This window comes from Rhizobium sp. BK176, assembly GCF_024808055.1.
The window spans coordinates 1,370,080-1,392,590 of sequence record NZ_JANUBV010000001.1; the positions used below are offsets into that span (position 1 = coordinate 1,370,080).

At 61.2% G+C, this 22,511-nt stretch carries 25 protein-coding genes; 12 read left to right on the top strand and 13 right to left on the bottom strand.

Features of this window, described 5'->3' with window-relative positions; all coding sequences use genetic code 11:
* Positions 1 to 20: 20 nt before the first annotated feature.
* From FHT76_RS07515 to FHT76_RS07525, 3 genes are read right to left on the bottom strand one after another with little or no spacing between them, the layout of a single operon-like run.
* Positions 21 to 1,100, bottom strand: coding sequence for a hypothetical protein (locus FHT76_RS07515; RefSeq protein ID WP_259185174.1), 1,080 nt, complete (start codon positions 1,098 to 1,100; stop codon positions 21 to 23).
* Between the two features lie 3 nt (positions 1,101 to 1,103).
* Positions 1,104 to 2,219, bottom strand: coding sequence for a DNA polymerase beta superfamily protein (locus tag FHT76_RS07520; protein ID WP_310503286.1), 1,116 nt, complete (start codon positions 2,217 to 2,219; stop codon positions 1,104 to 1,106).
* 34 nt (positions 2,220 to 2,253) lie between these two features.
* Positions 2,254 to 2,430 carry a hypothetical protein gene (locus FHT76_RS07525; RefSeq protein ID WP_259185175.1) on the bottom strand — a complete coding sequence of 59 codons (177 nt, stop codon included), beginning with the start codon at positions 2,428 to 2,430 and terminating at the stop codon, positions 2,254 to 2,256.
* 109 nt (positions 2,431 to 2,539) lie between these two features.
* Here FHT76_RS07525 and FHT76_RS07530 point away from each other — a divergent pair, with 109 nt between their 5' ends.
* Positions 2,540 to 2,878, top strand: a complete 339-nt coding sequence (locus FHT76_RS07530) for a DUF3846 domain-containing protein (RefSeq protein ID WP_259185176.1) — start codon at positions 2,540 to 2,542, stop codon at positions 2,876 to 2,878.
* Here the strand turns inward: FHT76_RS07530 and FHT76_RS07535 are convergent.
* On the bottom strand, positions 2,826 to 3,374 hold the full coding sequence (locus FHT76_RS07535; RefSeq protein WP_259185559.1) for a gamma-glutamylcyclotransferase: 549 nt from the start codon (positions 3,372 to 3,374) through the stop codon (positions 2,826 to 2,828). The two genes, FHT76_RS07530 and FHT76_RS07535, sit on opposite strands and share 53 nt — an antisense overlap.
* Before the next feature lie 195 nt (positions 3,375 to 3,569).
* On the opposite strand from FHT76_RS07535, the gene argS reads away from it, so the two are divergent.
* Positions 3,570 to 5,306: an arginine--tRNA ligase gene (argS, locus tag FHT76_RS07540; protein WP_259185177.1), complete on the top strand. Its 1,737-nt coding sequence runs from the start codon at positions 3,570 to 3,572 to the stop codon at positions 5,304 to 5,306.
* Positions 5,307 to 5,363: 57 nt separating this feature from the next.
* Positions 5,364 to 5,966: a hypothetical protein gene (locus FHT76_RS07545; protein WP_259185178.1), complete on the top strand. Its 603-nt coding sequence runs from the start codon at positions 5,364 to 5,366 to the stop codon at positions 5,964 to 5,966.
* 4 nt (positions 5,967 to 5,970) lie between these two features.
* Here FHT76_RS07545 and FHT76_RS07550 read toward each other — a convergent pair whose 3' ends face one another.
* Complete coding sequence (locus FHT76_RS07550; RefSeq protein WP_259185179.1) at positions 5,971 to 6,609, bottom strand: hypothetical protein; 639 nt, start codon at positions 6,607 to 6,609, stop codon at positions 5,971 to 5,973.
* A gap of 209 nt (positions 6,610 to 6,818) precedes the next feature.
* Between FHT76_RS07550 and FHT76_RS07555 the strand changes: the two genes are divergently transcribed.
* On the top strand, positions 6,819 to 7,136 hold the full coding sequence (locus tag FHT76_RS07555) for a hypothetical protein (protein ID WP_259185180.1): 318 nt from the start codon (positions 6,819 to 6,821) through the stop codon (positions 7,134 to 7,136).
* A 1-nt stretch (position 7,137) separates the two neighbouring features.
* On the top strand, positions 7,138 to 8,670 hold the full coding sequence (locus FHT76_RS07560; RefSeq protein ID WP_259185181.1) for a hypothetical protein: 1,533 nt from the start codon (positions 7,138 to 7,140) through the stop codon (positions 8,668 to 8,670).
* Here FHT76_RS07560 and FHT76_RS07565 read toward each other — a convergent pair.
* Positions 8,667 to 9,263: a hypothetical protein gene (locus tag FHT76_RS07565; protein WP_259185182.1), complete on the bottom strand. Its 597-nt coding sequence runs from the start codon at positions 9,261 to 9,263 to the stop codon at positions 8,667 to 8,669. The two genes, FHT76_RS07560 and FHT76_RS07565, sit on opposite strands and share 4 nt — an antisense overlap.
* A gap of 71 nt (positions 9,264 to 9,334) precedes the next feature.
* Here FHT76_RS07565 and FHT76_RS07570 point away from each other — a divergent pair, with 71 nt between their 5' ends.
* On the top strand, positions 9,335 to 10,384 hold the full coding sequence (locus FHT76_RS07570) for a hypothetical protein (protein WP_259185183.1): 1,050 nt from the start codon (positions 9,335 to 9,337) through the stop codon (positions 10,382 to 10,384).
* A gap of 130 nt (positions 10,385 to 10,514) precedes the next feature.
* Here FHT76_RS07570 and FHT76_RS07575 read toward each other — a convergent pair whose 3' ends face one another.
* From FHT76_RS07575 to FHT76_RS07585, 3 genes are all read right to left on the bottom strand, one after another.
* Positions 10,515 to 11,063 (bottom strand): hypothetical protein, encoded by a 549-nt coding sequence (locus FHT76_RS07575; protein WP_259185184.1) that lies wholly within the window; start codon positions 11,061 to 11,063, stop codon positions 10,515 to 10,517.
* 512 nt (positions 11,064 to 11,575) lie between these two features.
* Positions 11,576 to 13,720 (bottom strand): NAD-dependent DNA ligase LigA, encoded by a 2,145-nt coding sequence (gene ligA, locus FHT76_RS07580; RefSeq protein ID WP_259185186.1) that lies wholly within the window; start codon positions 13,718 to 13,720, stop codon positions 11,576 to 11,578.
* A 26-nt stretch (positions 13,721 to 13,746) separates the two neighbouring features.
* Positions 13,747 to 14,046: a (2Fe-2S)-binding protein gene (locus tag FHT76_RS07585; protein ID WP_259185187.1), complete on the bottom strand. Its 300-nt coding sequence runs from the start codon at positions 14,044 to 14,046 to the stop codon at positions 13,747 to 13,749.
* Positions 14,047 to 14,199: 153 nt separating this feature from the next.
* Between FHT76_RS07585 and FHT76_RS07590 the strand changes: the two genes are divergently transcribed.
* From FHT76_RS07590 to FHT76_RS07610, 5 genes are all read left to right on the top strand, one after another.
* On the top strand, positions 14,200 to 14,412 hold the full coding sequence (locus FHT76_RS07590; protein ID WP_259185189.1) for a hypothetical protein: 213 nt from the start codon (positions 14,200 to 14,202) through the stop codon (positions 14,410 to 14,412).
* Positions 14,412 to 14,633: a hypothetical protein gene (locus tag FHT76_RS07595; protein WP_259185190.1), complete on the top strand. Its 222-nt coding sequence runs from the start codon at positions 14,412 to 14,414 to the stop codon at positions 14,631 to 14,633. Before FHT76_RS07590 ends, FHT76_RS07595 begins: the two co-directional genes overlap by 1 nt.
* A gap of 474 nt (positions 14,634 to 15,107) precedes the next feature.
* The gene (locus FHT76_RS07600; RefSeq protein ID WP_259185191.1) at positions 15,108 to 15,599 is read left to right on the top strand and encodes a hypothetical protein; all 492 of its coding nucleotides are present in this window, start codon (positions 15,108 to 15,110) and stop codon (positions 15,597 to 15,599) included.
* A 65-nt stretch (positions 15,600 to 15,664) separates the two neighbouring features.
* A complete protein-coding gene (locus FHT76_RS07605) occupies positions 15,665 to 17,029 on the top strand; it encodes a peptidase E (protein ID WP_259185192.1) in 1,365 nt (454 codons plus the stop codon).
* A 96-nt stretch (positions 17,030 to 17,125) separates the two neighbouring features.
* Positions 17,126 to 17,905 (top strand): PAN domain-containing protein, encoded by a 780-nt coding sequence (locus FHT76_RS07610; protein ID WP_259185193.1) that lies wholly within the window; start codon positions 17,126 to 17,128, stop codon positions 17,903 to 17,905.
* 62 nt (positions 17,906 to 17,967) lie between these two features.
* Here the strand turns inward: FHT76_RS07610 and FHT76_RS07615 are convergent, their stop codons facing one another.
* Entirely contained in the window at positions 17,968 to 18,972 is a 1,005-nt protein-coding gene (locus FHT76_RS07615) for an isocitrate/isopropylmalate dehydrogenase family protein (protein ID WP_259185195.1), read from the bottom strand.
* A 192-nt stretch (positions 18,973 to 19,164) separates the two neighbouring features.
* Between FHT76_RS07615 and dcm the strand changes: the two genes are divergently transcribed.
* Entirely contained in the window at positions 19,165 to 20,238 is a 1,074-nt protein-coding gene (dcm, locus tag FHT76_RS07620) for a DNA (cytosine-5-)-methyltransferase (RefSeq protein ID WP_310503283.1), read from the top strand.
* 9 nt (positions 20,239 to 20,247) lie between these two features.
* Here the strand turns inward: dcm and FHT76_RS07625 are convergent, their stop codons facing one another.
* From FHT76_RS07625 to FHT76_RS07635, 3 genes are all read right to left on the bottom strand, one after another.
* Positions 20,248 to 21,063 carry a hypothetical protein gene (locus FHT76_RS07625; RefSeq protein WP_259185197.1) on the bottom strand — a complete coding sequence of 272 codons (816 nt, stop codon included), beginning with the start codon at positions 21,061 to 21,063 and terminating at the stop codon, positions 20,248 to 20,250.
* Positions 21,064 to 21,197: 134 nt separating this feature from the next.
* Entirely contained in the window at positions 21,198 to 21,686 is a 489-nt protein-coding gene (locus FHT76_RS07630; RefSeq protein ID WP_259185198.1) for a single-stranded DNA-binding protein, read from the bottom strand.
* 165 nt (positions 21,687 to 21,851) lie between these two features.
* Positions 21,852 to 22,379: a single-stranded DNA-binding protein gene (locus FHT76_RS07635; RefSeq protein WP_259185199.1), complete on the bottom strand. Its 528-nt coding sequence runs from the start codon at positions 22,377 to 22,379 to the stop codon at positions 21,852 to 21,854.
* Between the last annotated feature and the right edge of the window lie 132 nt (positions 22,380 to 22,511).

A 22,511-nucleotide genomic window follows, 5' to 3' on the forward strand; every position in this document is an offset into this window, starting at 1 on the left:
CGTGGCCGGCACAAACTCCGTCAGGGTGTCAGATGGGCGGTCGTCTGGAAATCCGGTGTCGGTCGGAGCGAAAGACGCTTGACCGTCGAGACGAACGCCGAGCTCAGGAAACCGTGGGTCGCGATCAGTCCGAGCGGCTGGTCGTCGGCCAAGTGCATGTCGCCGACACCCGGCGAAAAGCGCAACGTTCCCTCGAAACGGATCGGGTCTCCGGAGCCGGTGGTGAAATCGTGCAGTCCGACGATGCCGCCGGTGACTTCGAGCGTTTCGGCGAAATCCAGCGAAAACACCTCTTCGGCGTCCATGGTGAAGGCGATCATCGGCGTGAAGCCGAAGGGGCAGCCGTCCACTGCCGCGACGAGGTCGTCGTCATCGATATCGAGCGATCCTGCCGTCTCCCATTCAGGCACCGCGTTCCATGCGGCTGTACGTTCCGCAAGATGCGCGCGCATCCTCGCGGCCGCGGACATCGTCGTGTTGCGCTCGACGGCCGCGAGCCAGTCGGCCTTCGTGACACCGACCACGCCGAGGAAATCGAGAAACGTCCGGTCGGGATAGATCGAAATGGAATCGCTGCGTTCCAGCCAGCTGCGGGTCGCTGTTTCCCAGTAGTTCTGCACGCTGGAGGACCCTGGAATGAAGCAGACGGTGACGTCCTTTCCTGCCGCGATGTCGAAAGGGTTGCTGGTGTCGGCGCGGCGGGCCTCTTCTACGAGATGAAGCAGGGTCGTGCGGCCCACCACCGCACCGATGCCCTCGACAACGAGTTCCGGGAATGACGCCTCGATCACCGAGCGGACCTTCGCTGAGAATGTGTCGAACACCTCTGTGTCGCTCAGGATGCTCGCGAGATCGATGTCTGTCGCATCGCCGAGACGCTCTGAAATCTCCAGGCTTGCCGCCTGCCTGTCGCCGGTCGCCAGGTAGGTTCTGACGGCCTCGTGCAAGACGACGCGCTTTTCCAGCGTCGTGTCGGGAGAGAACCGCCGGTATGAGAGGGCGCGAATGAAGGACGCCACGTCGTCCGCCATTTCCCCCTCGAGTATGGACGTCACTGTTTCTGCGATCTTTTCCTTGGTGCTCGTGCTTCTCGTGGCCATTTTCTATCTGATGGTGAGCTTGGATGGCCCGAGCATGGCGGCATCTCCGGAAAGCTTCAAGGGCCGACGGGTCTCAAGATCGGCCTCGAGGTCTTCGAAATCGGCGATCACGCGACGGCCGTACGCCGAGATCACGAATTCTCGGACGAATTGGCTGTCGTGCGTTTCGGGTAACGTGCTTCTCTTCGACTCTACGATCAGCGTCTTGACCGCCTCGTCGACCTCGTTGGCGACCTGCTCGAGCGGCAAGCGCCCCAGCTTGACGTCGAGCAGGTGCGCGCGATTGGGTACGGGGAGAGTGACCGCCCCGGTCTGCATGTACTCGATGCCCTCGTAGGCGATCCTGAGCGCGTGGCTCAGGGACTTCCAGTCGTGGTCCGTGGCGTTCGCCACCTCCTTGACACGCCTGCCGTATCTTTTCGACGCCGAAGCGGCGACGGCCAGCGCCATGCTGGCGTGAACGCTAGCCGGCACCATCTTGCCGCAGATGTCGAGATGCAGCATGTCGCGCCCGTTGGCGTTCGGGATGTTCTTCACGACGACGTAGTCCGTCCCACAAGCTTCAACGACGCGGTCGAAGTATTCTCCGGCCAGCGTCTTGGTCGTCTCGGTGACGCCGAGCGCCAGCAAGGCGTCACGGGCCGCCATCGCCGCCAGATACCGTTCCTTGCGCGGACTGTAGGTCACTGCCTGATTGCTGCAGAAGCCGACGATCTTGTCGAAATTCCGGCTGACGAGCCTGTGCTTGTTGGCAATCAGCTCGAGGAACAGCGGGTGCGGCTCGATAACATGATACTCCAGCGGCGCGTTGAGCAGCTCGATGGAATCCAGCGTACCCGATGCGCAGAGTTCCAAGAACGTCGCGAGGCTGAACTGCTTGTCGTCGACGTCGGAACTCGTGTTCTTGCGCGTGCTGTCGCTTGTCGAGCCTTCGTCGGTCACGAAGTAGCCTTCGCTCATCAGAATCTGGGCGGCCGACGGCAGGACGACGGACACGTAATCCTTGTCCGACTTCGGAGTCGAAAGGCCGAAGAGGGTGGAGCCGTGCGTGATGCGGGCGAGTACGATGTTTTCCATTTCGATGCTATCCAGTGCCTGCGGGTTGGTTCCCGAGGGCAGATGCTAACCCGCGAAACGGAAACCCGGAAGACCCTCAGGTCTTAGAATTGACTCGGTCGAACATTTTCGCCGCCTCGATCATAGCGCCTTCTATGTACGCTATGTCGCACACGAACTGGCCCTTCCGGCGCAAATCGCCGATCTCGGAGGCGGCGCGCTTGGCTTCCTCGGTTATGAATGCCTGCCGGCGCTCTTCAAGTCTGCTGTCCATGTCTGCCTCCTTTCGTTTGCTACAACCACTACTCTCAGCTATGGATGACGCCGTCAACACCGTTCCCGACATCCGGTTAAACGGACTTTAACGGGGAGACCTGCAATCTATGACGAAAGCCATCCTCATCGACCCCCGCGACCTGTCCGTTCGCTACGTCGATTGCGCGCCGTCGTTCGGCGCGATGCAGGAGCTGATCGGTGGCGATCTTGAAATCGCCCATGTCTTCCCGTCCGGCGATGTCCTTTACGTCGATGAGGAGGGACTGACGAAAGACCTGACGCCAGGCCCTAACGACAAGGCGACATGCTTCTGCATTCACGCCCATCAGGTTTTCGCGGGCAGGGGACTGATCGTCGGCGAGGACGACAGCGGAAGCCCATGCGACGTCTCCGTCACGGTTCCCGAGATAACGGTGCGAATCCAGTTCGCTTTTCCACGGCCGTGAGGCGAGGTGGCAGGCCGTCTTGCGCTGGCGGCCAATGGGCGGGAATCGCCATCCCCTTGATGAAATCCCTTGTGCGCTCGATGTATTCGCTGGTCCTGCCGGCGATGCCCTTGGCACCTCTGTAGGCGATGTCGAAGTCCGCCTCATGCGGGTCAGGCAGGCTGTCGGTGGTATAGGCTATGGCTTCCGCGGAGCCGTCTGCGTGGAGGACCGGCAAGGTCTGCCTCCGGTATCCGCACTCCCGCATTTCCCGGGCGTCCAGCGTTCCGATGGTTTCGCTAACCAAATCGTCCGGTATCTCGAAGAGGACGCCGACGCAGCTCCCGCCCCTCTTGAGGCCAAGCACAAGCCCCGGCGTGTTTTCGCATCCCCGGTAATAGGTAGAACGAACGCACCATGCCCGCCGCCAGCCGTCGAGCAGCGCCGGCCTGGTTCCCGCATGACGGAAGCCCGGGTTCCACATCAGTGATCCGTAGCCGAAAACGAAGACGCCCATTGTCACTCAACTGCTTCCATCCATTGTGTCCCGGCGGGAGAAACGTTCAAGCAAGGCGATTGACTTGAATTCACGAAGTCTATAAATAATTTTTCCAGAAGATGGCTTGGTGAAGGAAATATGGACATGGAACTCCGAAGACGGCGATGACCACCACGCACTGAGCGCCTGTCATTTCCCAACCGGAGAATACCCATGTACACGTCCGCCATCGAGAAGGCGCTTATCGCTGCCTTCGCCAAGTATCCCGTATCCGTAACGCCCGTGCTTTCGCCACCGAACAAGAACGGCGGCGGTGACTTCCAGTGCAACTCCGTCCTCCAGCTCGCCGGGCGCATGCGCATGAAGCCGGCCGATCTGGCCCGCGAAATCGCCGGGGCGATTGACCTTACGGGCATCGCGGACGTCACAGTAACCGGCCCCGGCTACCTCAACTTCATCCTCGCAGACGGCTACGTCGCGACGGTGGCGCGCGAAACCGCGGCCGCTCCGTCGATGGTCGAACCCGTCGCGGAACCGGAGGCCGTCGTCATCGACTACGGCGGACCCAACATCGCCAAGGCCCTGCATGTCGGACATCTCCGTTCCTTCGTGATCGGGGAGAGCCTGCGCCGTATCCTCAAGGCCGTCGGCCACAAGGTGGTGTCGGATATCCACTACGGCGACTGGGGCCTGCCGATCGGCAAGCTCGTTCTCGGCATCGAGACAGCACTTGGACACGAGGTCGACGCCGAGGAGGTGGCCGGTCTCGATCTCACGCTCGACAGCCTCGGCGAATACTACCGTGCTGGCAACGCCCTGACGAACGACGATCCCGCGGCTTACGAAAAGGCCAAGGCGAACACCGTCAACCTGCAGAAGGGCGGCGCTGGGTTCATGCACCTTCGCCATCTCAACCTCGTGGCGCTGTGGACCCGGATGCGCGAGGTCTCGCTTGCGGGCATCTCGCAGCATATCGAGACCCTCGGCGCGCATTTCGACACGCTGGACGGGGAGTCCGACGTCGATCCGCTGATCCCGGCGATGCTTCGCTCGCTCGCGGAGGCTGGCCTCGCCGTCGAAAGCGACGGCGCTCTGGTCGGCCATGTGGTCGAAGACGACAGCCTGCCGCCCGTGCTCCTGCGCAAGAGCGACGGAAGCTATCTCTACGGGACGACCGACCTGGCGACCATCGTCGACCGTATCGCCAAGTACGCACCCGACACCGTGGTCTACTGCGTCGACGGCCGTCAGGGCGTCCATCTCAAGACATGCTTCATGCTGGCTGAAAAGGCGGCGGCCGCAGGCGTGGAAGGTTTCTCTCCGCTGCCGCGCCTCGTCCACGCCGACTTCGGGACGGTCAACGACGCATCCGGCAAGCCCTACAGCACCCGCGAGGGAAAGCCCGCGCTGCTCGAGGACCTGATCGGGGAGGCGCTGGAGAAGGCCCGCGAGGTCATCACCGACGACACCGACGGCGAAACGGCCCGCAAAGTCGCCATCGCCGCGCTGAAGTTCGCCGATCTCTCGACCGACCGCCGTTCCGGCTACGTGTTCGACCCGGAGCGCATGATGTCGTTCACCGGCCGCACGGGTCCGTATCTCCAGTACGCCTGCGCCCGCGTGAATTCGCTCCTGCGCAAGGCGGACGAAGACGGTCGCGGCGGACCTGGCGACATCGCCATCTCGCATCCCGCCGACCGTGACCTCGCGGTCGAGGTTCTGGGCTTGCCCGCCGCCGTCCATCGCGCGGCGGTCGAACTCCAGCCCAAGGCGATCTGCGACGCCGCCTACGACATCGCGACGGCTCTTTCCCGTCTCTATGCCGAGGTCGAAATCCTTCGCGCCCCCGACGGCGAACGCGAAGGCCGTCTTGCCTTGTTGAAGTGGGCCGGAAGTGCGATCTCGTCCGCGCTCGACCTCCTCGGCATAGAGGTTCCGGAGCGGATGTAGCCTTGATCCATGCCGGATTTTCCGTAACGATCCATGCGATCATTCACGGGAACCGGCATGGCCAAAATCGAACCGCAAGCGTCAGTCGCCTATTTCAAATCGGTCGCCGGCGGACGTGCGTTTTCCGCGGCCGACATGACGCCGGAATTCGTTCTGGAAGCCGAGACGTTGCGCGAAGACGTCCGAGCGTACGAAGGCGGCGGAGGCATGTGCCACGTTGTCAGCGAGATCATGGGAGGTCGTCACGGTTGGCCGATGCTGTCGGTCGCGTATCTCTCAACCGACGGCGACGTCATCTGCGCGGCGCACGTCGTTTCCCTTCTACCGGACGGATCGATTATCGACTGGACGAGAGACCAGTTCGGAGATGGACACTCTGTTTCGTTCGTGGGTGCGCAGTCAGCCGAGATCGGTCGGTACCGACCTGAGTTCTACGAGGATTTTCATCCCGGCCATCCAGACGACGGAGACGGATGCATGGCGGCTTGGCTCGACACCTACGCCGGAAACACGGACTGCGACGAGCAAGACCGTCTCCTCGACGAGAGGGGGCGAGGGTGGTGGCTCGCGGACCTGACGGCGCTCGACGAATACGACGCCCGTCAGGAAGCCTATGCGAGGGGAAACGGGGCCACTGTCATGAGGCAGCCCGGTTGGTAGTCGATCAGGCGGCCAGCGCGTCGCTGCGGGATCGCCAGTCCGCCGCTTCGACCAGACCCCTTGCGAAGCGGTCGGCCTCTGCGGCGGCGTCTTCGGCGCGGAAGAACGCCATTACCTGACCGGATGCGACGTAGTTGCCGCGCTCGGACAACACCATCGGGTTTTCGACGATGTTGAGGCCGAGGTTTTCGTCGTACTGGACGAGGACGCGGTACTTTCCATGCGGTCCGGCGACGACGGCACCGACGACGAAGTCCACCTTGCCGACCAGATGCGCCGGAGCGGAATCGAATTCGACCTTTTCGATCTGGGCCGTCGCCACGCGAAGCCCGCGTTCAAGGATGTTGTCGAACTCGACGACGAAAATCTCCCGGGGAACGACGTTGCCGCTCTGTGCCGTCCGCGGCATCGGGACGGGCGTGACATTCGGCAGCGCGATGCGATCACCGAGATAGACGACCTTATAGGCCGGGCGAGCCGCCCGTGCGGTTTCCAGGTCCGGAAACGCTTCGCCGAAATGCAGGGCCGGCTTGTGGGTGCCGAGGTGTTCCACCAGGCTGTCACCGCCGAAATCTTCGGCCAGCCACACGGTTCCGAACACCTTGACGGCCGTCTCCCTCGGCACGTTCGAAATCTGGGTCATGGTTGTTCCTTCGCGATGAGGGTTTGGTTCTTCTTTTCGTATCGCCAATTTCCACGAATCGTAACGCCTCGTCAACTTAATTAAAGACCTCGACGAGATTTGTTTACAGTTTTTAAGACTTCAAAAGCGGACAAAGCCTGCCCTGTTCGTTCCTTGCAAACGAAATTTATAGACTCGAGATTGGAACGCGCATATCCGGAGACTTCACCATGCATGCCCAAGTTGAACAGCATCCCGTACTGGTCGTCTGCCTCGTCAGCGGCAACGTGGCCGAATGGGCCATCAAGCACTCGGCCGAGACCGACGGAGAGACCTTCCAGGACATCTCTTTCGATGGCGACACCGTCACGATGTACACGGACACCGGTCGGGAAGTGACCTTTCCCGAGAGCATCTACCAGGACTACGCAGAGCCGTCGGCCTGCAGCGTCCACATGATCCGCGAATTTGATTCCCGCGGAGATATGGGGCGAGAATACGAGATCAAGCCGCCGGTGATCGCGCAGGTGGCAGGTTACAGGGGCTAACATGTCGGACATCATCGTCGGAACCGTCAGGGGAAAGAACAAGGACGGCAGCCACGTCGTCGTTCAGCGCGACGGCCGTCGTGAAAACGTGTTCTTCCGCGGCGGCTCGCCGATGATCGGTTCCGACGTGATCGGCAACCTTTCGGCCGGCGAGGAAGGGCGTGTCGAGATGACGCTCTATCCGAGCGTCCTCGACGCCATGCTCGACGGCAACGTCAAGATCATCCCGCTCTCCAAGCGACCCGACCTGACGGCCCGCATCCTCGCCAAGATGTTCGAGCGCGCCAAGTCCGCCGTCTTCAAGCCGGGCGGCGGCATGTCGATCGAGCGTATGCCGCACAGCGACGATCCGGATATCCGCTGGGCGATGGACAACTTCAAGCCCGAGGCCGAGCGTCTCGGTCTGGCGTTGAACGTCATCGACGTGAAAGCCGTGACCCGATCCCCTTGGGACATGAAGTCGCTTCAGAACTTTTCGCTGCCGGCCGACATCGAGGGGAGCCGCCGTTCCAAGGACGAGCTGACCAACATCCTGCGCTCCGGCTTTCATCCGGCCTGCTCTCGTATCGTCGAGAAGTTCACGGGCAGCAACGAGATTTCTGTCAACTTCGTCATTCCCTATTCGCCGTTCTCGGGATCGGTCGGGTTCGCCCGTGACGTCGCCGGCATGCACATCGGCATTTTCCCGCTGTGTTCCATGAACATTTCCGAGACGCGCAGGCTTTCGTCGGCGCGGCAGATGGCGCTCGCCATCGCCCACAACCGCCTTAGCGTCGGCAAGGGATTCCAGGCCGACCTAGACACCCATCCTCGCGTCCGCCATCTCAGCAACTGCTTCGCCGACGCCGCCGCGAGCCTTGTGTTTCTCGCAAGGGGCGGCAGGCCCGAGGTGATCGAGGAATACGCCCATCTGCGCGAAGCCTCCATCTATTTCGGCTACGATGAAAGCAGGGGCGGCCTCAAGAACGGCGTTCTCGAGCAGGCCACCCATCGCTCCGTGCGCGCGGCGATAGAATGGTATGCGGAGCAGGGCGACGCCGAACTGTCGGTCAAGGACCTCGTGACCCGCGCCGTCCGTATCGCCAAGGCGACGGCCTACGAAGGCCTTCGCTTCGCCGACGCGTCGGCGGTCACCGAGCAGGAGCTGCTTGGAGCCGTCAATTCGGCAAACCTCATCGCGGCCGACCTTCAGTCGTCCACCCCCGACTACATCGAGCATCTAGGCGTTAAGTACTGCGACGATCTCGACGCGCTGGTCCAGGAACACAAGGTTCATCCGGTCGCCGCACATCGCCTTCTGACATTCGGTGCGATCCACGTTCCGGACCGCATGGAAAGGATGTTCTCCGAAATGACGACCCCGTTGGCCGAAACCCTTCGCCAGACGGCAGAGAGCGTCGCTCAGGAAGAGCGCAACGGCGTCCTCAACTCGGTCGCAGGGCGGATCAAGAGCGTCGTGCGCAATCAGCCGATGGGATTTGACTACGACGACAGCCACTTGTTCTCGGGTCGCGCCAGCGTTCCCTCGCTTTAAACCAGCGTGAGGCCCAGCGTCTGTGGCCTGCACCGTGCGGCGGTATGATATCCACCTTCGGGCCGGGCGGCGAAGAGCGCCCGGTCGTCCTTGAGAAGCTTTTCCTTCTTGCGACGGTACTCGGCGATGGCGACGTTTCCGCTCTCCACCTCCGCCCATGCATCTACCAGCGCGCCGTTTCTCTGAAGAACCTCGTCTGCCATCCCGATCATCAACAGGTTCGGAACGGCGTCGGGATTCGACGCGAGAAGGGCTTCGACCGCTAAACGCTCGTTCCCGGGACCAAGCCTGTCGGCGATGATCGCAAGGCCAGTCGCCGTCGAACGGCAGACACCGACGTGGCAATGGACGAGAATCCTCTTGTCCAGGTGTTCCCTGGCGAAAGCGATAGCCCGGTCGACGTGGTGGATGTCAGGGCCTGCCAGGTCGGGATCGTGTTGATCGATATCCTCCAGCCTGAGGACGAGGTGGTCGGGATGCGGCGTGCGGTGGAACCGCAGCTTTCTGCGGGCGCATGGGTCTTCGATCGAGATCACGGCCTCGTATCTGCGTCTGCTCCTGCGGGCTCTTGCAAGTGATTTGATATCGATCATCGGACTGGTCGGCGCTTTGATTAATTCATGACTCCATGATTACCCTTAACCCGTGAGGGGGCAATAACCATATGGACGACAGGATTTCAGACGACGAAATTGGAGATTTCAACGAACCGACGGTCCGTCGAGGCCTCGCGCACAACGAGCTGCCGTGCTACCAGGAAGCCATCAACCTGACAAAGGACACCTGGTGGAACCTGTCGAGGATGAGAACCGCCTACAAGTTCGTCCATGACTCCGTCGCCGGCTCCTTCAGGAACCAGCCATCCGTCGGCGGCCGCTCGTTGCGCAAATGCTTCGAAAAGTCCGACTCGCTGATCTGCGAGACGCTGCAGCCGCTCTACAGCCGCTACTACAAGCATACCGTGGCGGAAGGACTAAGCCACCACGAGAGCTGCCATGTCGTCTTCCTGCCGGTCTCGGCGGAATCGAACAACCGCGAGACTGTCTACCAGCTCCATTCCATGCGCGTGCTTCTGACGGGCGAGCGTGTCGAAACCGAATGCCTTCCCCTGCCTTTGGCCTTCCGGTTGCATGCGGTCGCCCGCCTCCTCGAACGCAACAAAGCGGCGACCGCCGTCATGCGTCAGGTCGGTATGGACCTGGTCGGCTGGTCGGCCATGCTCAGCCTGGCCGAAAAGACGTCGCTCGAAGACCTAAATGAACGAATGTTCCTGCCTGCTTTCGGCGAAGGCGGTCTACTTTGCGGGCAATACAAGCCCGACTACGCGCTCGCACAGGGCGTGCTGACGACTATCTCCGCCGACGGCGTCTTGGAAACGGCAATCCCGCGCCATCCGCTGGAGACATCGCTATTCGATGCCAGCACCTACTACGGCGAGGCGATCCGAAATCCTTCGCGGGACCACGTGCGGCAGGAGTTGTGCGCATGGAGGGATCGCAACAGGGCGGCCTACGACGCGGAAATGGCGGACTTACTGTGGCCCGGCCGCAAGCTGGTACCCGTCAAGCCTATCGACTACCATTCGCGGCACGCAGAAGAACTCGAGGGTATTCTGGCGGAGCCGCAGATAGCCAACACGATCGCCAAGAGGACATGGGTCGGCGCGTTGTCGCATCCTGTGTCCGAAGCCGCGGGGCTTGGCGTTGGGAACTGATCGCGGAATTCGATGACTTCGCGAACCGGGGATGCGGATGTCCGCACCGTACACCTTCCCGGGGGAGGACGGTCGAAAGCGACCGTATCTTTCTCCGACCCGGGGATGGAAATTCAGGATGCCGAAAGTATCAGGCTGACCTGAGAACGGGACGGCCGGCCTGGCGCGCCTCGATGGCGGCGTGGAGGCCCGTTTCGTAGTAGATGCACTGCGTCAGGTATGCAACGGCATTCTCGAAGCCATGGACGCGTGCGTTGATCATCATCTGATCCATGGTCATGTCACATTGCTTGCAGAGTTCGGCACGGAAATTATCCCAGCCTTCGCCGATCAGGCGTTCGCCTTTGTCTTCGTCGCCAAGATCGATTTCGCCCTCGTTCTGGTCGTTCATTGCCTGAGCGAGAACGCGTGTGCAGATTTGCGAAAGCGCGAGGGGAAGCCAGAAGGGAGCGATGTGCGGATTTTCGAGATGTTCGAGACTGGCGCACGCCGGATTGAATTCGAACGTCGGGCAGTCGTAGGTGTAGACGGGCCATACGGGGAAGGACTCGTCATTGCCTTCACGGAACCGGATAAATGACCAACCTGCGAACAGGGAAACCATACGGCGACGGTTAGGCGTGGTATGACCGGCGATCGTCTTGATGTTCGAACCAACCGGAATGCTATTGTCAGTCATGATGCCCCCACTTAGAGTGAAATGAACTCAGTTGTTGCCCTTGAGTTCGAGGGCTATTCAGCATATCCGGGTGATCCGCGTCAACCGGTTTTTCCCCGGCAATTACTAATTTATGCGTGCCTTGTCGTGAGTGTTGCGGATTTGCCGAATGTTGACAACCGCGCGGTATCCCAATGATTCCATTGATTAAAATTGTTAACGACCGAAATCGACCTGAGGTTGCTTTCGGCTAAAACATTGTTTTCAATTGATAATAGGTAGTGCTCTACATAATCGGTCAGCGCGGGTTTTCCTGCCCCGGCCAATGTCGGGGTATGGCAAACAATTGATGAACTCGCGGTTACCACTAGTCACCCGTCTCCTGGTGGTCGAGTTCCTTCCAAAAAATTAGTGTTTCCGTGCCTGCGAAAGCACGCTTGCGGACGTAGCAGAGCTGACGTCTTAAATAAACAAAATGAGCCGCCGCGCGCGTCGCGGTCGGCTCATTTTGCTCGTGGTAGCGTGATTGGGTATCAGCCTGCGCCCACCCGCGCGAACCATTCGTCTTCCGAGATCGTCTCGATGCCGAGTTCGTCCGCCTTCTTGAGCTTCGATCCCGCTCCCGGACCCGCGACAAGCAGGTTGGTTTTCGCGGAGATCGAACCAGAGACCTTCGCGCCGAGGTTTTCCGCCATGGCCTTGGCCTCGTCCCTGCTCATGCGCGCGAGGCTGCCCGTGAAGACGACCGTAAGGCCGGAGACGGGGCTTTGCGCCGCCGCGGGCTGCTCCGCGTCGCTGACCCGCAGTTCTGCGGCAAGACGTGCGACGGCGTCGGCGTTGCGCTGGTTGGAAAAGAAGCCCGCAAGGCTTTCGACCACCGCCTTGCCGATATCCGGAAGGGCGGTCATCTCCGTGGCTGCCGAACCCTGCGCGTCTGCCCTGACGGAATGAGCGGCCTCAAGGAACGCGTCGAGGCTGCGGTAGTGGCGCGCCAGCGTCTTCGATGTCGACTGACCGACGTGGCGGATGCCGAGGGCGACGATGAAGCGGTCGAGCTTGATGTCGCGGCGCTCGTCGATGGCGTCAAGCAGCTTGGCTTCCGATGACGTTCCGAACCCCTCGCGCGAGTTGATCGGCTTGACGGCCTGTTCGTTGCGGGCGCGCAGCGTGAAGATGTCGGCCGGCTCGCGCACCGGCAGCTCGGCGTCGTTGAAGAAGTATTCGATCTGCTTCTCGCCGAGGCCGTCGATGTCGAACGCCTCGCGGGAGACGAAGTACTTCAGCTTCTCCACTCCCTGCGCCGAACAGGTGATGCCGCCCGTGCAACGGCGCACGGAGTCGATCTTGCCCGACTTGTTGGCCTCGCGCACGGCGTCGCTGCCGCAGACGGGGCAGTTTGTCGGGAAGACGTACGGCCTGGCACCGGTCGGCCGCTTCTCCGGAACGAGGTCCTTGATCTTGGGGATGACATCGCCTGAGCGGTAGACGATGACGGTGTCGCCGACACGCAGGTCGCCGCCCGTGCGGATCGCCTCGCCGTCCGGGTCGATGCCCGCGATGTATTCTTCATTGTGCAGGGTAACGTTTGAGACCACGACGCCGCCGACGGTGACAGGTTCTAGCCTCGCCACCGGGCTGAGAGCGCCCGTGCGGCCCACCTGGATTTCGATGTCGCGGAGAACCGTGGTCGCTTCCTCGGCGTCGAACTTGTGGGCCACGGCCCAGCGGGGCGTGTTCGACAGAGCCCCGAGACGGTCCTGGAGGTCGAGGTCGTCCACCTTGTAGACCACGCCATCGATGTCATATGGAAGCGACGCGCGGATCGCCGAGATGCCGCGATGGTTTTCGAGGATCAAGTCCACGTCGTCGAACGCGACCGTCAGGCTATTGGTCTTGAAGCCGGCCTTGCCAAGGAACTCGAGCATCCCCGTCTGGGTGCGGCTCGCGAACTCCGACACCTCGCCCCAGCCATAGGCCATGAAGTTGAGCTTGCGGCTCGCCGTCACGGCGGGGTCACGCTGGCGGAGCGAGCCGGCGGCGGTGTTGCGCGGGTTCGCCTTCACGGGCTTGCCTGCTGCCTCCAGCGCCTCGTTGAGGGCGAAGAAGTTCGCCTTGGTCATATATACTTCGCCGCGGACCTCGAGAACGGGGAGGGTCGTCGCCGCGCGGATGTCCTGAGGCACGTCCGCGATCCCGCGAACATTCGCGGTCACGTCTTCCCCCACGTCGCCGTCGCCACGCGTCACCGCGCGTACCAGAAGTCCGCGCTCGTAGCGCAGGCTCATCGAGAGGCCGTCCATCTTGGGTTCGGCGACGATGCGCACGGCAGTTCCCGGAGCGAGCGCGAGGTACTTGCGGACTGCCTCGACGAAGCCATGGACGTCTTCGTCGGTGAAGGCGTTGGCGAGCGACAGCATCCTGCGGGAATGGCGGACTTCTTCGAAGCCTCGGGTGCCGCGCGCGCCGACCGACTTGTTCGCCTTCAGGTCCTCCGAGACATCGGGAAACAGTTCCGCGATGGCGTTGAACCTGCGGCGCAGGGCATCGTAGGTGCCGTCGTCGATCTCCGGCGCGTCGTCGTCGTGGTAGAGGCGGTTGTGGCGCGCGATCTCGGCGTCGAGACGGGCAAGTTCCTCTTTCGCCTGTGCCTTGGACATGGCGCTTGGTTCGACGTTCATGGGCTACTCCGTTGAGGTCTTTAATTTCAGGCGACAAATACCTTATTGCGGGCCGCTGTCAATCGTGTTCTGAGTTCGTCGAGCTTCGAGACGACGGTTTCCAGTTCTTCGGACGCGCCGCCCTTCAAGTGCCGGTGGAACTCGACGGTTGTCCTGATGATGATGTCGATGACCGACGGAAAACATCCGCAACACCGCCCGCGTCTGCCCATCTCGTGGTAGACCTTGTTCGGAACGACCAGCTGCCAAGGGTCTTCGCGCAAGAAGCCGATAACGACGTCCTCGATTTCCCTCTCGGTGATGTAGTTGCAATGGCAGGTGATCATGGCGACCGTCGTCCTTTCGTCCCCAAAGTCTCGTGCATGCGGTCAACTTGTCAAACGAAATCCGGAATTAACCGTCCGTTAACGTTTCCCCGACACTCTGGTTGTCGGAGAAACCGTCGTTCGATACGGTCCCGCCCGAAAGGAATCGAAGACATGGACGTCCCGTCAGTTCTCCCATCGTTGCCGCCGCTGCCGCCGAATTTCGCGAAGAGTCCGCAGGAGCTCGTGCAGTCGCACAGCATCAACGTGATCATAGACGCCATCACGCCGACGCTCCACGTTTCGGTCGCGACGCCGATCGGCACCATACCTCTCTACTTCGACATTCCAGCGCCCCGCTCGCAGGGAAGGTACGGTGAATTCTGATGGCCGCCGCCAGCTCGTTGGTCGTCATTTCCCCTTCCGGCGTGGAAGCCGACTTCTTTGGCACTCACGGCGGCCTCCATGACATCGACCTCGACGATGACTTCGATATCCTCGTGGCAGACGACGTTCACGAATCCGTCGATCCCCTCGATATCGCCCCGGAGGAAGTCCAGAACTTCATCCTCTTTCCCGCTGGTCACCCAGGCTACAACCAGTTCTAACACGGCCGCGGACCGCAGCTTCGACAACTGGCGACACAGGAACCGCTCGACGTCGTCCACGAAGGTGTAGACGACAGGAATGTAGACGAGGCTCAGCACGGTCGACGGCCAAAGCCACGCGCCGATGGGGGTCACCGTGATTGGGGGCTGCTGTCGCATCGGCACCGATCCCGAGCGTGATCGGAAGCATTCCTGCACCCATCGCGATGGAGGTCATGACGATCGGCCGCGCGCGCTGCGACGCGGAACCGACGGCGGAAGGATCGGAAAGGTATCCATCTGCTGTCCCCAAAAATGAACTGAGCGGTGCCATTCCTGTTTGGCCCGAGCATCGGCAGGTTGAGTGGGGGCTTTAGCGCATAAAAATAAAGAACTCGATCATTGCGTTTTTCAAGACCTCGAACTCAATTCTGGTTGACAAAACAAGACCCCGTGCCTTAATTTCCAGCCAATGAAATCGAAAGGAAACGTAAGATGAAGTCCATCAAAGCCCTCGTCATCGCCAGCGCCGCGCTGATTGCGGCCCTTCCGGCCTCGGCTGCCGAAAAGCTTTCCTACCTGTCGTCCATGGATGCGGACGCGCTCGGCTACTTCCGTTGCGCGGCGAGCGTCGGCGCGACCCGCGACATCCTTCTCGACGACGGCTACGACGTCTATTCGAGCCTTCCCGGCACCTTCGACAAGGCCGGCCGCGCCGCCGTTATCAAGGCGGCCCTGCTCGCCGAGGAATACGAGGCGAAGCCGCAGATCAAACACATCTCGTTCACGGCCGCCAAGACGACCAAGATCATCGCCAGCGACATCGACGCCCACCGCAACAAGGCGGAGCGCGAGCTTGCGAAGGGCGAGTTCGTCAAGGGTCTCGACGATCTCGCGACATGCGTCTCCAAGAAGAACCTCGACGATGCCCGCGCCATGGTCGACTGGCTCGACAACGACGTCAGCTTTTTCAAGGAACTGAAGTAATCGGATTTGTTGCCGCTTGCCGTCGCCCGTGACATCTTGCGGGCGACGCAACGGGAAAACGGCTGATGACCGAGACGACATTCCACCTCATGGACGCGGCGACCGGCCGCTTCCTGCGCCAGTACGGCAATCCCGACGAATCCAGGACCTTCCTGGCAGTCGATGGCGATGGTCCCGCGTTTGCCACTGCCGACATCGCGGACATCCACAGGCTGATGCGCCTCGGCGAGGGCGACAGAACACCTTATGGCCTTCCCTCCATCGACCGCGTCAAAGACGAGTTCTTCCCTGTTGCGGCGGTCAAGCGCTACGGCGCGGTGGTTCAGGGCGGCGACAGCGTTCTCCTGTCGACCGATCTAGTCAGGGTCGAACTGGAAAACCTTCGCACGCCGAGGATCGTCCGCTCGAGGGACTTCTCCGGAACGCCTCGCAATCTTCTCAAGTCCTACATCCCCGCCGACCTCCTTTCGAGGCTGGACGGAATGGACCCGGAATTTCTCGTCTTCAACGGCGACAACGAGACTATCGCGCCCGGCGAATTCTGTGCTGGCGGAAACCTATGTCGATGCGAAGATCGGCGAGGTCCTCCATGCCGTGCCGTTGCCGGAAACCTGGCCGCTCGATCCGAAACAGAATCCGGATGGACTGGTTCTCGTGCTGGTCGACTACGCCGCGAAGGACAACTCCTACAACGTCAGCGACTTGTCGGTCGTCGAGCGCCCCGCCAACACCGCATCCCGTCCGTTTTCGCCCTAACCCAGAATTGGATAACCATGCAGACGATTATCCTGGCCTCCCAGATGACGGGATGTTTTCCGACGATCATCGCCACCGCGCGTGACAGGGCGCTCGGCAACCGCTTGCTCTACATTCCGACGGCGGCCTATGGCGAGGGCTGGGAACCCGTTCCAGAGACAGACATCGTGCCGTTCGAGGACGCAGGTTTCGTCGTGGAGATGTTCGACCTCGCCGGAAAGACCCGCGAGGAAACGGTTGCCGCGCTTGACAGAACCGACGTCGTTTTCGTCGGGGGCGGGAACACGTTCTACCTCGTCGGAGCAATGAAAACCTCAGGATTCGCCGAAGAGATCGGCGGTCGGGTCGAAAATGGCCTTGTCTACATCGGTTCGAGCGCGGGTTCCGTCGCCGCGACGCCCGATATCACTTACGCTGCTTCGGTGGACGATCCTTCAAAGGGGGATGGTAACGACAACGTCGGGCTTGGCTTCATCGACCGGCCGGTGTTACCGCACATGGATCACGTCGCCTTCGCGCCTTACGTCTGCGCGATCGCCGATGCCTTCGACGCCGCCGGAACCGAATACTACGGTCTCGACGACAACGAGGCGGTGGTGATCGACGAGAACGGCGCTCGCATCGTACGCGCTTCGTCGGTGCAACCGCAGGCTCCGACTGCCACTATCGGCTGATGGCCGAAAGGCGGATTGGCACACGTCGGCGATAAGACCGATAGTGCGCCCGGGAGACGATCCGGGCGTTTTCGCCCGTGCAGCCGAGAAACGAAGATGAAACATCGCGGACATCTGCGACGCCTGGCTACTGGAGCAATCGCCAGCTCCTTCTCCTTGACCAAAATCTCCGCGGCATTGTTTCTCGTCTGTTTGTTCACGGCCTCAATCGCCGCGGCGCAGACACGCCCGGACGGAAACTTCTTCGACTACGCTGCGACCTTGCTGAATGGCGATGTTTCCGCCGAGGTACAGTTTCCTCCTGCCGATTGCCGAAAACTATGCGTCGACCGACGCGGCTGCGTTGGCTACGACTACTTCCACACGACGAATGTTTGCCGGATGTTCAGTTCGGTCGCGTCGGCGAGGGAGGACAGGCACGGCGTGGCCGCCACCCGCTCGCTTATTTCGAGCTACCATCCACCCTTGAACATGCCAGCACAGCCGGCGGTTACGCAGCAACAACCTGTTCAGCCGCTTCCCCGATCGAGCGTGACCACGACCCCTGGCGCGGATCGGATCATCGCCCGCTATCGGGCCTACATCGGCGATTCCGATCTTTACAATTCCAGAGGCGATCGTCTGACGAAGCCGTGGCAGATCATCAGGCAGGACCTGGCGAACTTCCATCAGTTCGGGTTTCGAGATCGCGGGGACCAGTCGGACGGGCTGTTCTCCGATCCAATCAACCGCGAGGACCTCGAGGCGATGGTTCGCAACGGATCGATTTCCGCCTCGGCGGCACGCATGATCGTGATTGGAAATGTATGGGTGAACGTCAATGTACACGACAGCGTTGGTCGTGGACGTTGGTTGGACGTCAGAGTGCCAAACTAGCGGCAACATAGCCGAGGGATGTTGGGACGGCGGAGGGCTTTCGTGTCCTCCGCCCAAATCGTTTAGAGTCGTGCCAACACGGCCTTCATGAACCCGTAGGTATTGAGCTTGCCGCCGATTTCGCCCGTCCGCTCTCCCGCCTCGATGGCCGAGACCACGGCGTGGCGGATCGCGTCTCCCTTGTCCTTCCAGCCGACGTGGTCGAGCATCATGGCGGCCGAGAGAAGCAGCGCGGTCGGGTTGGCGATCAGCTTGCCGGCGATGTCCGGTGCCGACCCGTGGACCGCTTCGAAGACGCATGCCTTGTCGCCCATGTTGGCTCCGGGGGCGAGACCGAGGCCACCCACGGTGCCGGCCGCGACGTCCGACAGGATGTCGCCCAAGAGGTTCGTGGTGACGATGACATCGAAGCGTTCAGGCCAGCGGACCAGCTTCTGGCCGCAGTCGTCGGCGATCAGCGTGTCGGTCGCGATGACGTCCTTGTAGCGCTCCGCGACTTCGAGACCCGCCTCGAGGAAGATGCCCGAAAGCGCCTTCATGATGTTCGCCTTGTGGACCAGCGTCACCCGCTGGCGGCCCATGGCGATGGCGGCGCGGTAACTGTAGTCGACGAAGCGGAGCATGCCCGCGCGGCTGTTGCTGGCCGTCAGGACACCGCGGCCGTGCGGGTGGCCGTCGACTTCTTCCCAGCGCTCGTCGCCGCTGTAGAGACCCTCGACGTTCTCGCGGAACAGCACGAGGTCGACGCCCGTGAAGCGACCACCCGGAACCAGCGTCTTGGCGGGACGTACGTTGGCATAGAGGTCGAAGTGCTTACGCAGGCGGACGTTCACCGATGTGTAGCCGCCGCCCGACGGCGTCGAGAGCGGACCCTTGAGGGCAAGTCCGGTACGCTCGATACTGGCGAGCGTCTCGGCTGGCAGGGTGTCGCCGTGGGTCGCGATAGCGCCTTCGCCAGCGGCGACGAAGTCGTAGGTGAAGTCAGCGCAGACGGCCTTTAGGACCTCCAGCGTCACGTCCATGATTTCCGGGCCGATGCCGTCGCCTTTGATGATGGTCAGTTCCATTCGGCATTCTCCTTTTCTTTCGTGGCCTGGCTTATGCCCCTCCCGCGGTGTTGTCAACATTGAAATGAAGACTTCGACAGACGGCACGGCAACGCCCTATAAATTCAAGACACCAAGGCTCTTTGCGGGTTGTGAGGTCCACGTATCGCGGTCATCATTGTGTAAACGAGTTCTTGAATTCAGGATCGAACCTTGGCCACGAAGTCCCTTCGCGCGAAATCCGCCGCGCAGTCCGTCCCCTTTACCTTCATCGACCTCTTCGCCGGGATCGGCGGCATGAGACTGGCTTTCGATTCCGTTGGCGGTCGCTGCGTTTTCACGTCGGAATGGAACAAGTTCGCCCAGCAGACCTATGCGGCCAACCACCGCGACAACAGGCCCGTCGAAGGCGACATCACCAAGGTCGACACCGACGACATTCCGGACCACGACGTCTTGGTCGCGGGTTTCCCGTGCCAGCCCTTCTCGATCGCCGGCGTTTCGAAGAAGAACTCCCTCGGCCGCAAGCACGGCTTCGAAGACGAGACGCAAGGCACGCTGTTCTTCGACGTGGCGAGGGTGATCAAGGCCAAGCGTCCGGCGGCGTTCCTGCTGGAGAACGTGAAGAACCTCAAGAGCCACGACAAGGGCCGGACTTTCGACGTCATCCTTCGGACGCTACGCGAAGAACTCGGGTACCACGTGGAATTCGCCATCATCGACGGCAACGGCTTCGTTCCGCAGCACCGCGAGCGCATGGTCATCGTCGGTTTCCGCGACAAGACGGCGTTCAGCTTCGCCGATCTCGTACTACCCGAGAAGGGCAGCCGCAAGCTCGGCGATATCCTGCATCCCGAAGACGGGAGCGAGAAGGCGGAAGCGCCGTTCACCGAGGGTCCGCTTGCCACGGTCAATCCCAAGTACATCCTGACCGACGGCCTCTGGCGCTATCTGCAGGGCTACGCCGAAAAGCACCGCGCCAAGGGCAACGGTTTCGGCTTCGGGCTGGTGGGCGCGAACGACGTCACCCGCACGCTGTCCGCGCGCTATTACAAGGACGGATCGGAAATCCTGGTATCGCGCGGCGAAGGCCTTGTCCCGCGCCGCCTGACGCCCCGCGAGTGCGCGCGCCTCATGGGCTATCCGGAGAGCTTCCGCATCCCCGTGTCCGACACCCAGGCGTACAAACAGTTCGGCAACTCGGTCGCCGTGCCCGCCTTCGCGGCGGTGGCGCGGCACATGCTGCCGCACCTGGCGCAGGTGTTGGCTAGACCGGAAGCGGCCTGATCTCCCCGATTAAGGAGTTGGGGAGTTCTGCGCCGTAGCAGGAGGCGTCACAAGGCCCGCCCTGAAGGCATCCGCCAGTCCCTCGTCTGCGATGTCCCTCTCGGCCATCTCGGCCCGCAGGGCGTCGGAAGCGCCCGTGCGAACCCATTCGCCGATCGCGCGGACACTGTTGGTGATCCCTTCGTGCCACGTTCCGTCGAGCATGCGCGGCCCGTGTTTCGAAGGCTTGCCCTCCTCCAGGATATAGGCGACGACCAGGTCGAAGGCTTCGGCAAACATGGTGTCGAAGCCGTCGCGGCTTGAAATCGTGTCGAAATAGTCGCCGGTCTCCTGATCCATCTGAGCGAGCATGTATTTTATTCGTTCCGCGGAGAGGTAGGGCGGCACGACGTTCGCTGCCTCCGCTTCCCTGTTCTTTTCGCGGTAGGCCTCGTTTCGAACAGTTCTCGTCTCGTCGTACTGGAAGATGCCGCCCCACTTGGCCTTGAACGCCTCGATATCGGACCGGTCGGCCAGATAAACCCCTGTGGAGACGCTCCGGTAGTTGTTGGTCTGTCCCTCGTGCCAATGCCAGTCTCCCTTGGCGTTGGCGGACAGCCAATCGAACACCGGGTCCACGAGCGCATTGTCGTACGGCGACTGACCTGTTGGGGTCTTGAGATCGAATTGGTGGTGGATGCCGCTGAACAGGAAGATGCCGTGCGGACCCCAGAGGCTGAGATACGAGACCTCTCCAGCTCCGCTCCGCGCCTCGCGGTAGGCATGGAAATAGCCGTCTTCTATTGAAGTGGTGGGGTTGTTCGAGAAGTCGTACCTGCGCGGCATCGGGATGTCTCCATGGAATAACGAATTCCTACCATCGCGCCATGCTGGTCACAACCGACTGTGGCCAAAAGCAAAAATCCGCCGAAGGGAATTCCTCCGGCGGATTTTTGCTAAGTAATTGAAAAAATTGACTTTTAGAACGGAATGTCGTCGTCACCAAGGTCACGCGAGAAATTACCGCCGCCGTTACCGCCGGAATTGCCGCTGCGCTGCGATCCGCCGCCGTCGTTCTGGTAGTCGCCGTCATCGCCGCCGCCCTGCGCGTTGTCACCACGGCCGTTGAGCATCGTCAGCGAGCTGTTGAAGCCCTGGAGGACGATTTCGGTCGAGTAACGGTCCTGACCCTGCTGGTCCTGCCACTTGCGGGTCTGGAGCGCGCCTTCGATGTAGACGGTGGAACCCTTCTTCAGGTACTGCTCGGCGATCTTGCAGAGGCCTTCGTTGAAGATCACCACGGAATGCCATTCCGTCTTCGACTTGCGCTCGCCGCTGTTGCGGTCCTTCCAGCTTTCGGACGTCGCGATACGCAGGTTGGCGATCGATCTGCCGTCCTGAGTCTTGCGGATTTCAGGGTCCGCGCCGAGATTGCCGATCAGAATGACCTTGTTTACGCTGCCTGCCATGTTTTACTCGCCTTTACTGCCGCGTCGCGGCCTTGTTGCGACCAGACATCGGGTCCTTTCCCGATATCCAGCCGATTTTTAATGTTCCCTGGAAGTGGTCCCCCAAGGCATAAACCATTGAAACGCTCTCGACGTCTTAGTTTACAGAATGTGTCCCATTCTTTATTAGAACGGTATGTCGTCGTCCGAGAAACCTTCCGGAGCCTTGGACGGAGCGGATCGCTCGAAGGCGGCGGTCTTGGTGAAATATCCGTCGTCGTCACCGCCGTTATTAGAAGACTTCCCCGGCAGATCGCTCATGTCAAACGTTCCGCCTTTGGCTGCCGTCTGTTTCGGAGCCGGCGTCCGGCCACCGCTGTCGGACGGCACGTACAGGAAGCCGGCCTCGTGGCCGAAGTCGGAAACGGTGACGACCGTCTTGCCGCCGATGCTTCCGAGCTCGCCGATGACCTGGATGAAGTCGCCTTCGCGCAGTCTCGCCTTGAAGGCAGGCACGGAATACTTGTTGGAGACAAGAACTTCGTGGACGGTCGAGAAGACCTTGCTCTCGCCCTTGACGATCATGAACTTGTCGGTTTGCAACGACAGGCGGCAGGTTTCCTGCCCGCTGGCGCTCTTGGCAAACTGGGGCTTGCCGACGACCTTCCCGCCAAGGATGACCTTGTTGGTGCTGGTGATGTAAATATCGGACATGGAAACTCGCTTCCGTTTGGCGTTGTGTAAACATTATAGACCGAATTGGAGTCTTGCAATCGAGTTCTTTAATTTCTGAAAAAATAGGTAAACGTCAACGCAATGATCGGTTCTGGTCTTTAAATATCTGTG

What these genes read in the sequence shown, in the direction of transcription:
- FHT76_RS07515 (WP_259185174.1), bottom strand. Translation starts at nt 1,100, where the DNA reads ATGGCCACGAGAAGCACGAGCACCAAGGAAAAGATCGCAGAAACAGTG.
- FHT76_RS07635 (WP_259185199.1), bottom strand. Translation starts at nt 22,379, where the DNA reads ATGTCCGATATTTACATCACCAGCACCAACAAGGTCATCCTTGGCGGG.
- FHT76_RS07545 (WP_259185178.1), top strand. Translation starts at nt 5,364, where the DNA reads ATGGCCAAAATCGAACCGCAAGCGTCAGTCGCCTATTTCAAATCGGTC.
- FHT76_RS07625 (WP_259185197.1), bottom strand. Translation starts at nt 21,063, where the DNA reads ATGCCGCGCAGGTACGACTTCTCGAACAACCCCACCACTTCAATAGAA.
- FHT76_RS07570 (WP_259185183.1), top strand. Translation starts at nt 9,335, where the DNA reads ATGGACGACAGGATTTCAGACGACGAAATTGGAGATTTCAACGAACCG.
- FHT76_RS07530 (WP_259185176.1), top strand. Translation starts at nt 2,540, where the DNA reads ATGACGAAAGCCATCCTCATCGACCCCCGCGACCTGTCCGTTCGCTAC.
- FHT76_RS07535 (WP_259185559.1), bottom strand. Translation starts at nt 3,374, where the DNA reads ATGGGCGTCTTCGTTTTCGGCTACGGATCACTGATGTGGAACCCGGGC.
- FHT76_RS07565 (WP_259185182.1), bottom strand. Translation starts at nt 9,263, where the DNA reads ATGATCGATATCAAATCACTTGCAAGAGCCCGCAGGAGCAGACGCAGA.
- ligA (WP_259185186.1), bottom strand. Translation starts at nt 13,720, where the DNA reads ATGAACGTCGAACCAAGCGCCATGTCCAAGGCACAGGCGAAAGAGGAA.
- FHT76_RS07585 (WP_259185187.1), bottom strand. Translation starts at nt 14,046, where the DNA reads ATGATCACCTGCCATTGCAACTACATCACCGAGAGGGAAATCGAGGAC.
- FHT76_RS07610 (WP_259185193.1), top strand. Translation starts at nt 17,126, where the DNA reads ATGAAACATCGCGGACATCTGCGACGCCTGGCTACTGGAGCAATCGCC.
- FHT76_RS07555 (WP_259185180.1), top strand. Translation starts at nt 6,819, where the DNA reads ATGCATGCCCAAGTTGAACAGCATCCCGTACTGGTCGTCTGCCTCGTC.
- FHT76_RS07595 (WP_259185190.1), top strand. Translation starts at nt 14,412, where the DNA reads ATGGCCGCCGCCAGCTCGTTGGTCGTCATTTCCCCTTCCGGCGTGGAA.
- FHT76_RS07605 (WP_259185192.1), top strand. Translation starts at nt 15,665, where the DNA reads ATGACCGAGACGACATTCCACCTCATGGACGCGGCGACCGGCCGCTTC.
- FHT76_RS07560 (WP_259185181.1), top strand. Translation starts at nt 7,138, where the DNA reads ATGTCGGACATCATCGTCGGAACCGTCAGGGGAAAGAACAAGGACGGC.
- FHT76_RS07600 (WP_259185191.1), top strand. Translation starts at nt 15,108, where the DNA reads ATGAAGTCCATCAAAGCCCTCGTCATCGCCAGCGCCGCGCTGATTGCG.
- argS (WP_259185177.1), top strand. Translation starts at nt 3,570, where the DNA reads ATGTACACGTCCGCCATCGAGAAGGCGCTTATCGCTGCCTTCGCCAAG.
- FHT76_RS07525 (WP_259185175.1), bottom strand. Translation starts at nt 2,430, where the DNA reads ATGGACAGCAGACTTGAAGAGCGCCGGCAGGCATTCATAACCGAGGAA.
- FHT76_RS07630 (WP_259185198.1), bottom strand. Translation starts at nt 21,686, where the DNA reads ATGGCAGGCAGCGTAAACAAGGTCATTCTGATCGGCAATCTCGGCGCG.
- FHT76_RS07590 (WP_259185189.1), top strand. Translation starts at nt 14,200, where the DNA reads ATGGACGTCCCGTCAGTTCTCCCATCGTTGCCGCCGCTGCCGCCGAAT.
- FHT76_RS07550 (WP_259185179.1), bottom strand. Translation starts at nt 6,609, where the DNA reads ATGACCCAGATTTCGAACGTGCCGAGGGAGACGGCCGTCAAGGTGTTC.
- FHT76_RS07575 (WP_259185184.1), bottom strand. Translation starts at nt 11,063, where the DNA reads ATGACTGACAATAGCATTCCGGTTGGTTCGAACATCAAGACGATCGCC.
- FHT76_RS07615 (WP_259185195.1), bottom strand. Translation starts at nt 18,972, where the DNA reads ATGGAACTGACCATCATCAAAGGCGACGGCATCGGCCCGGAAATCATG.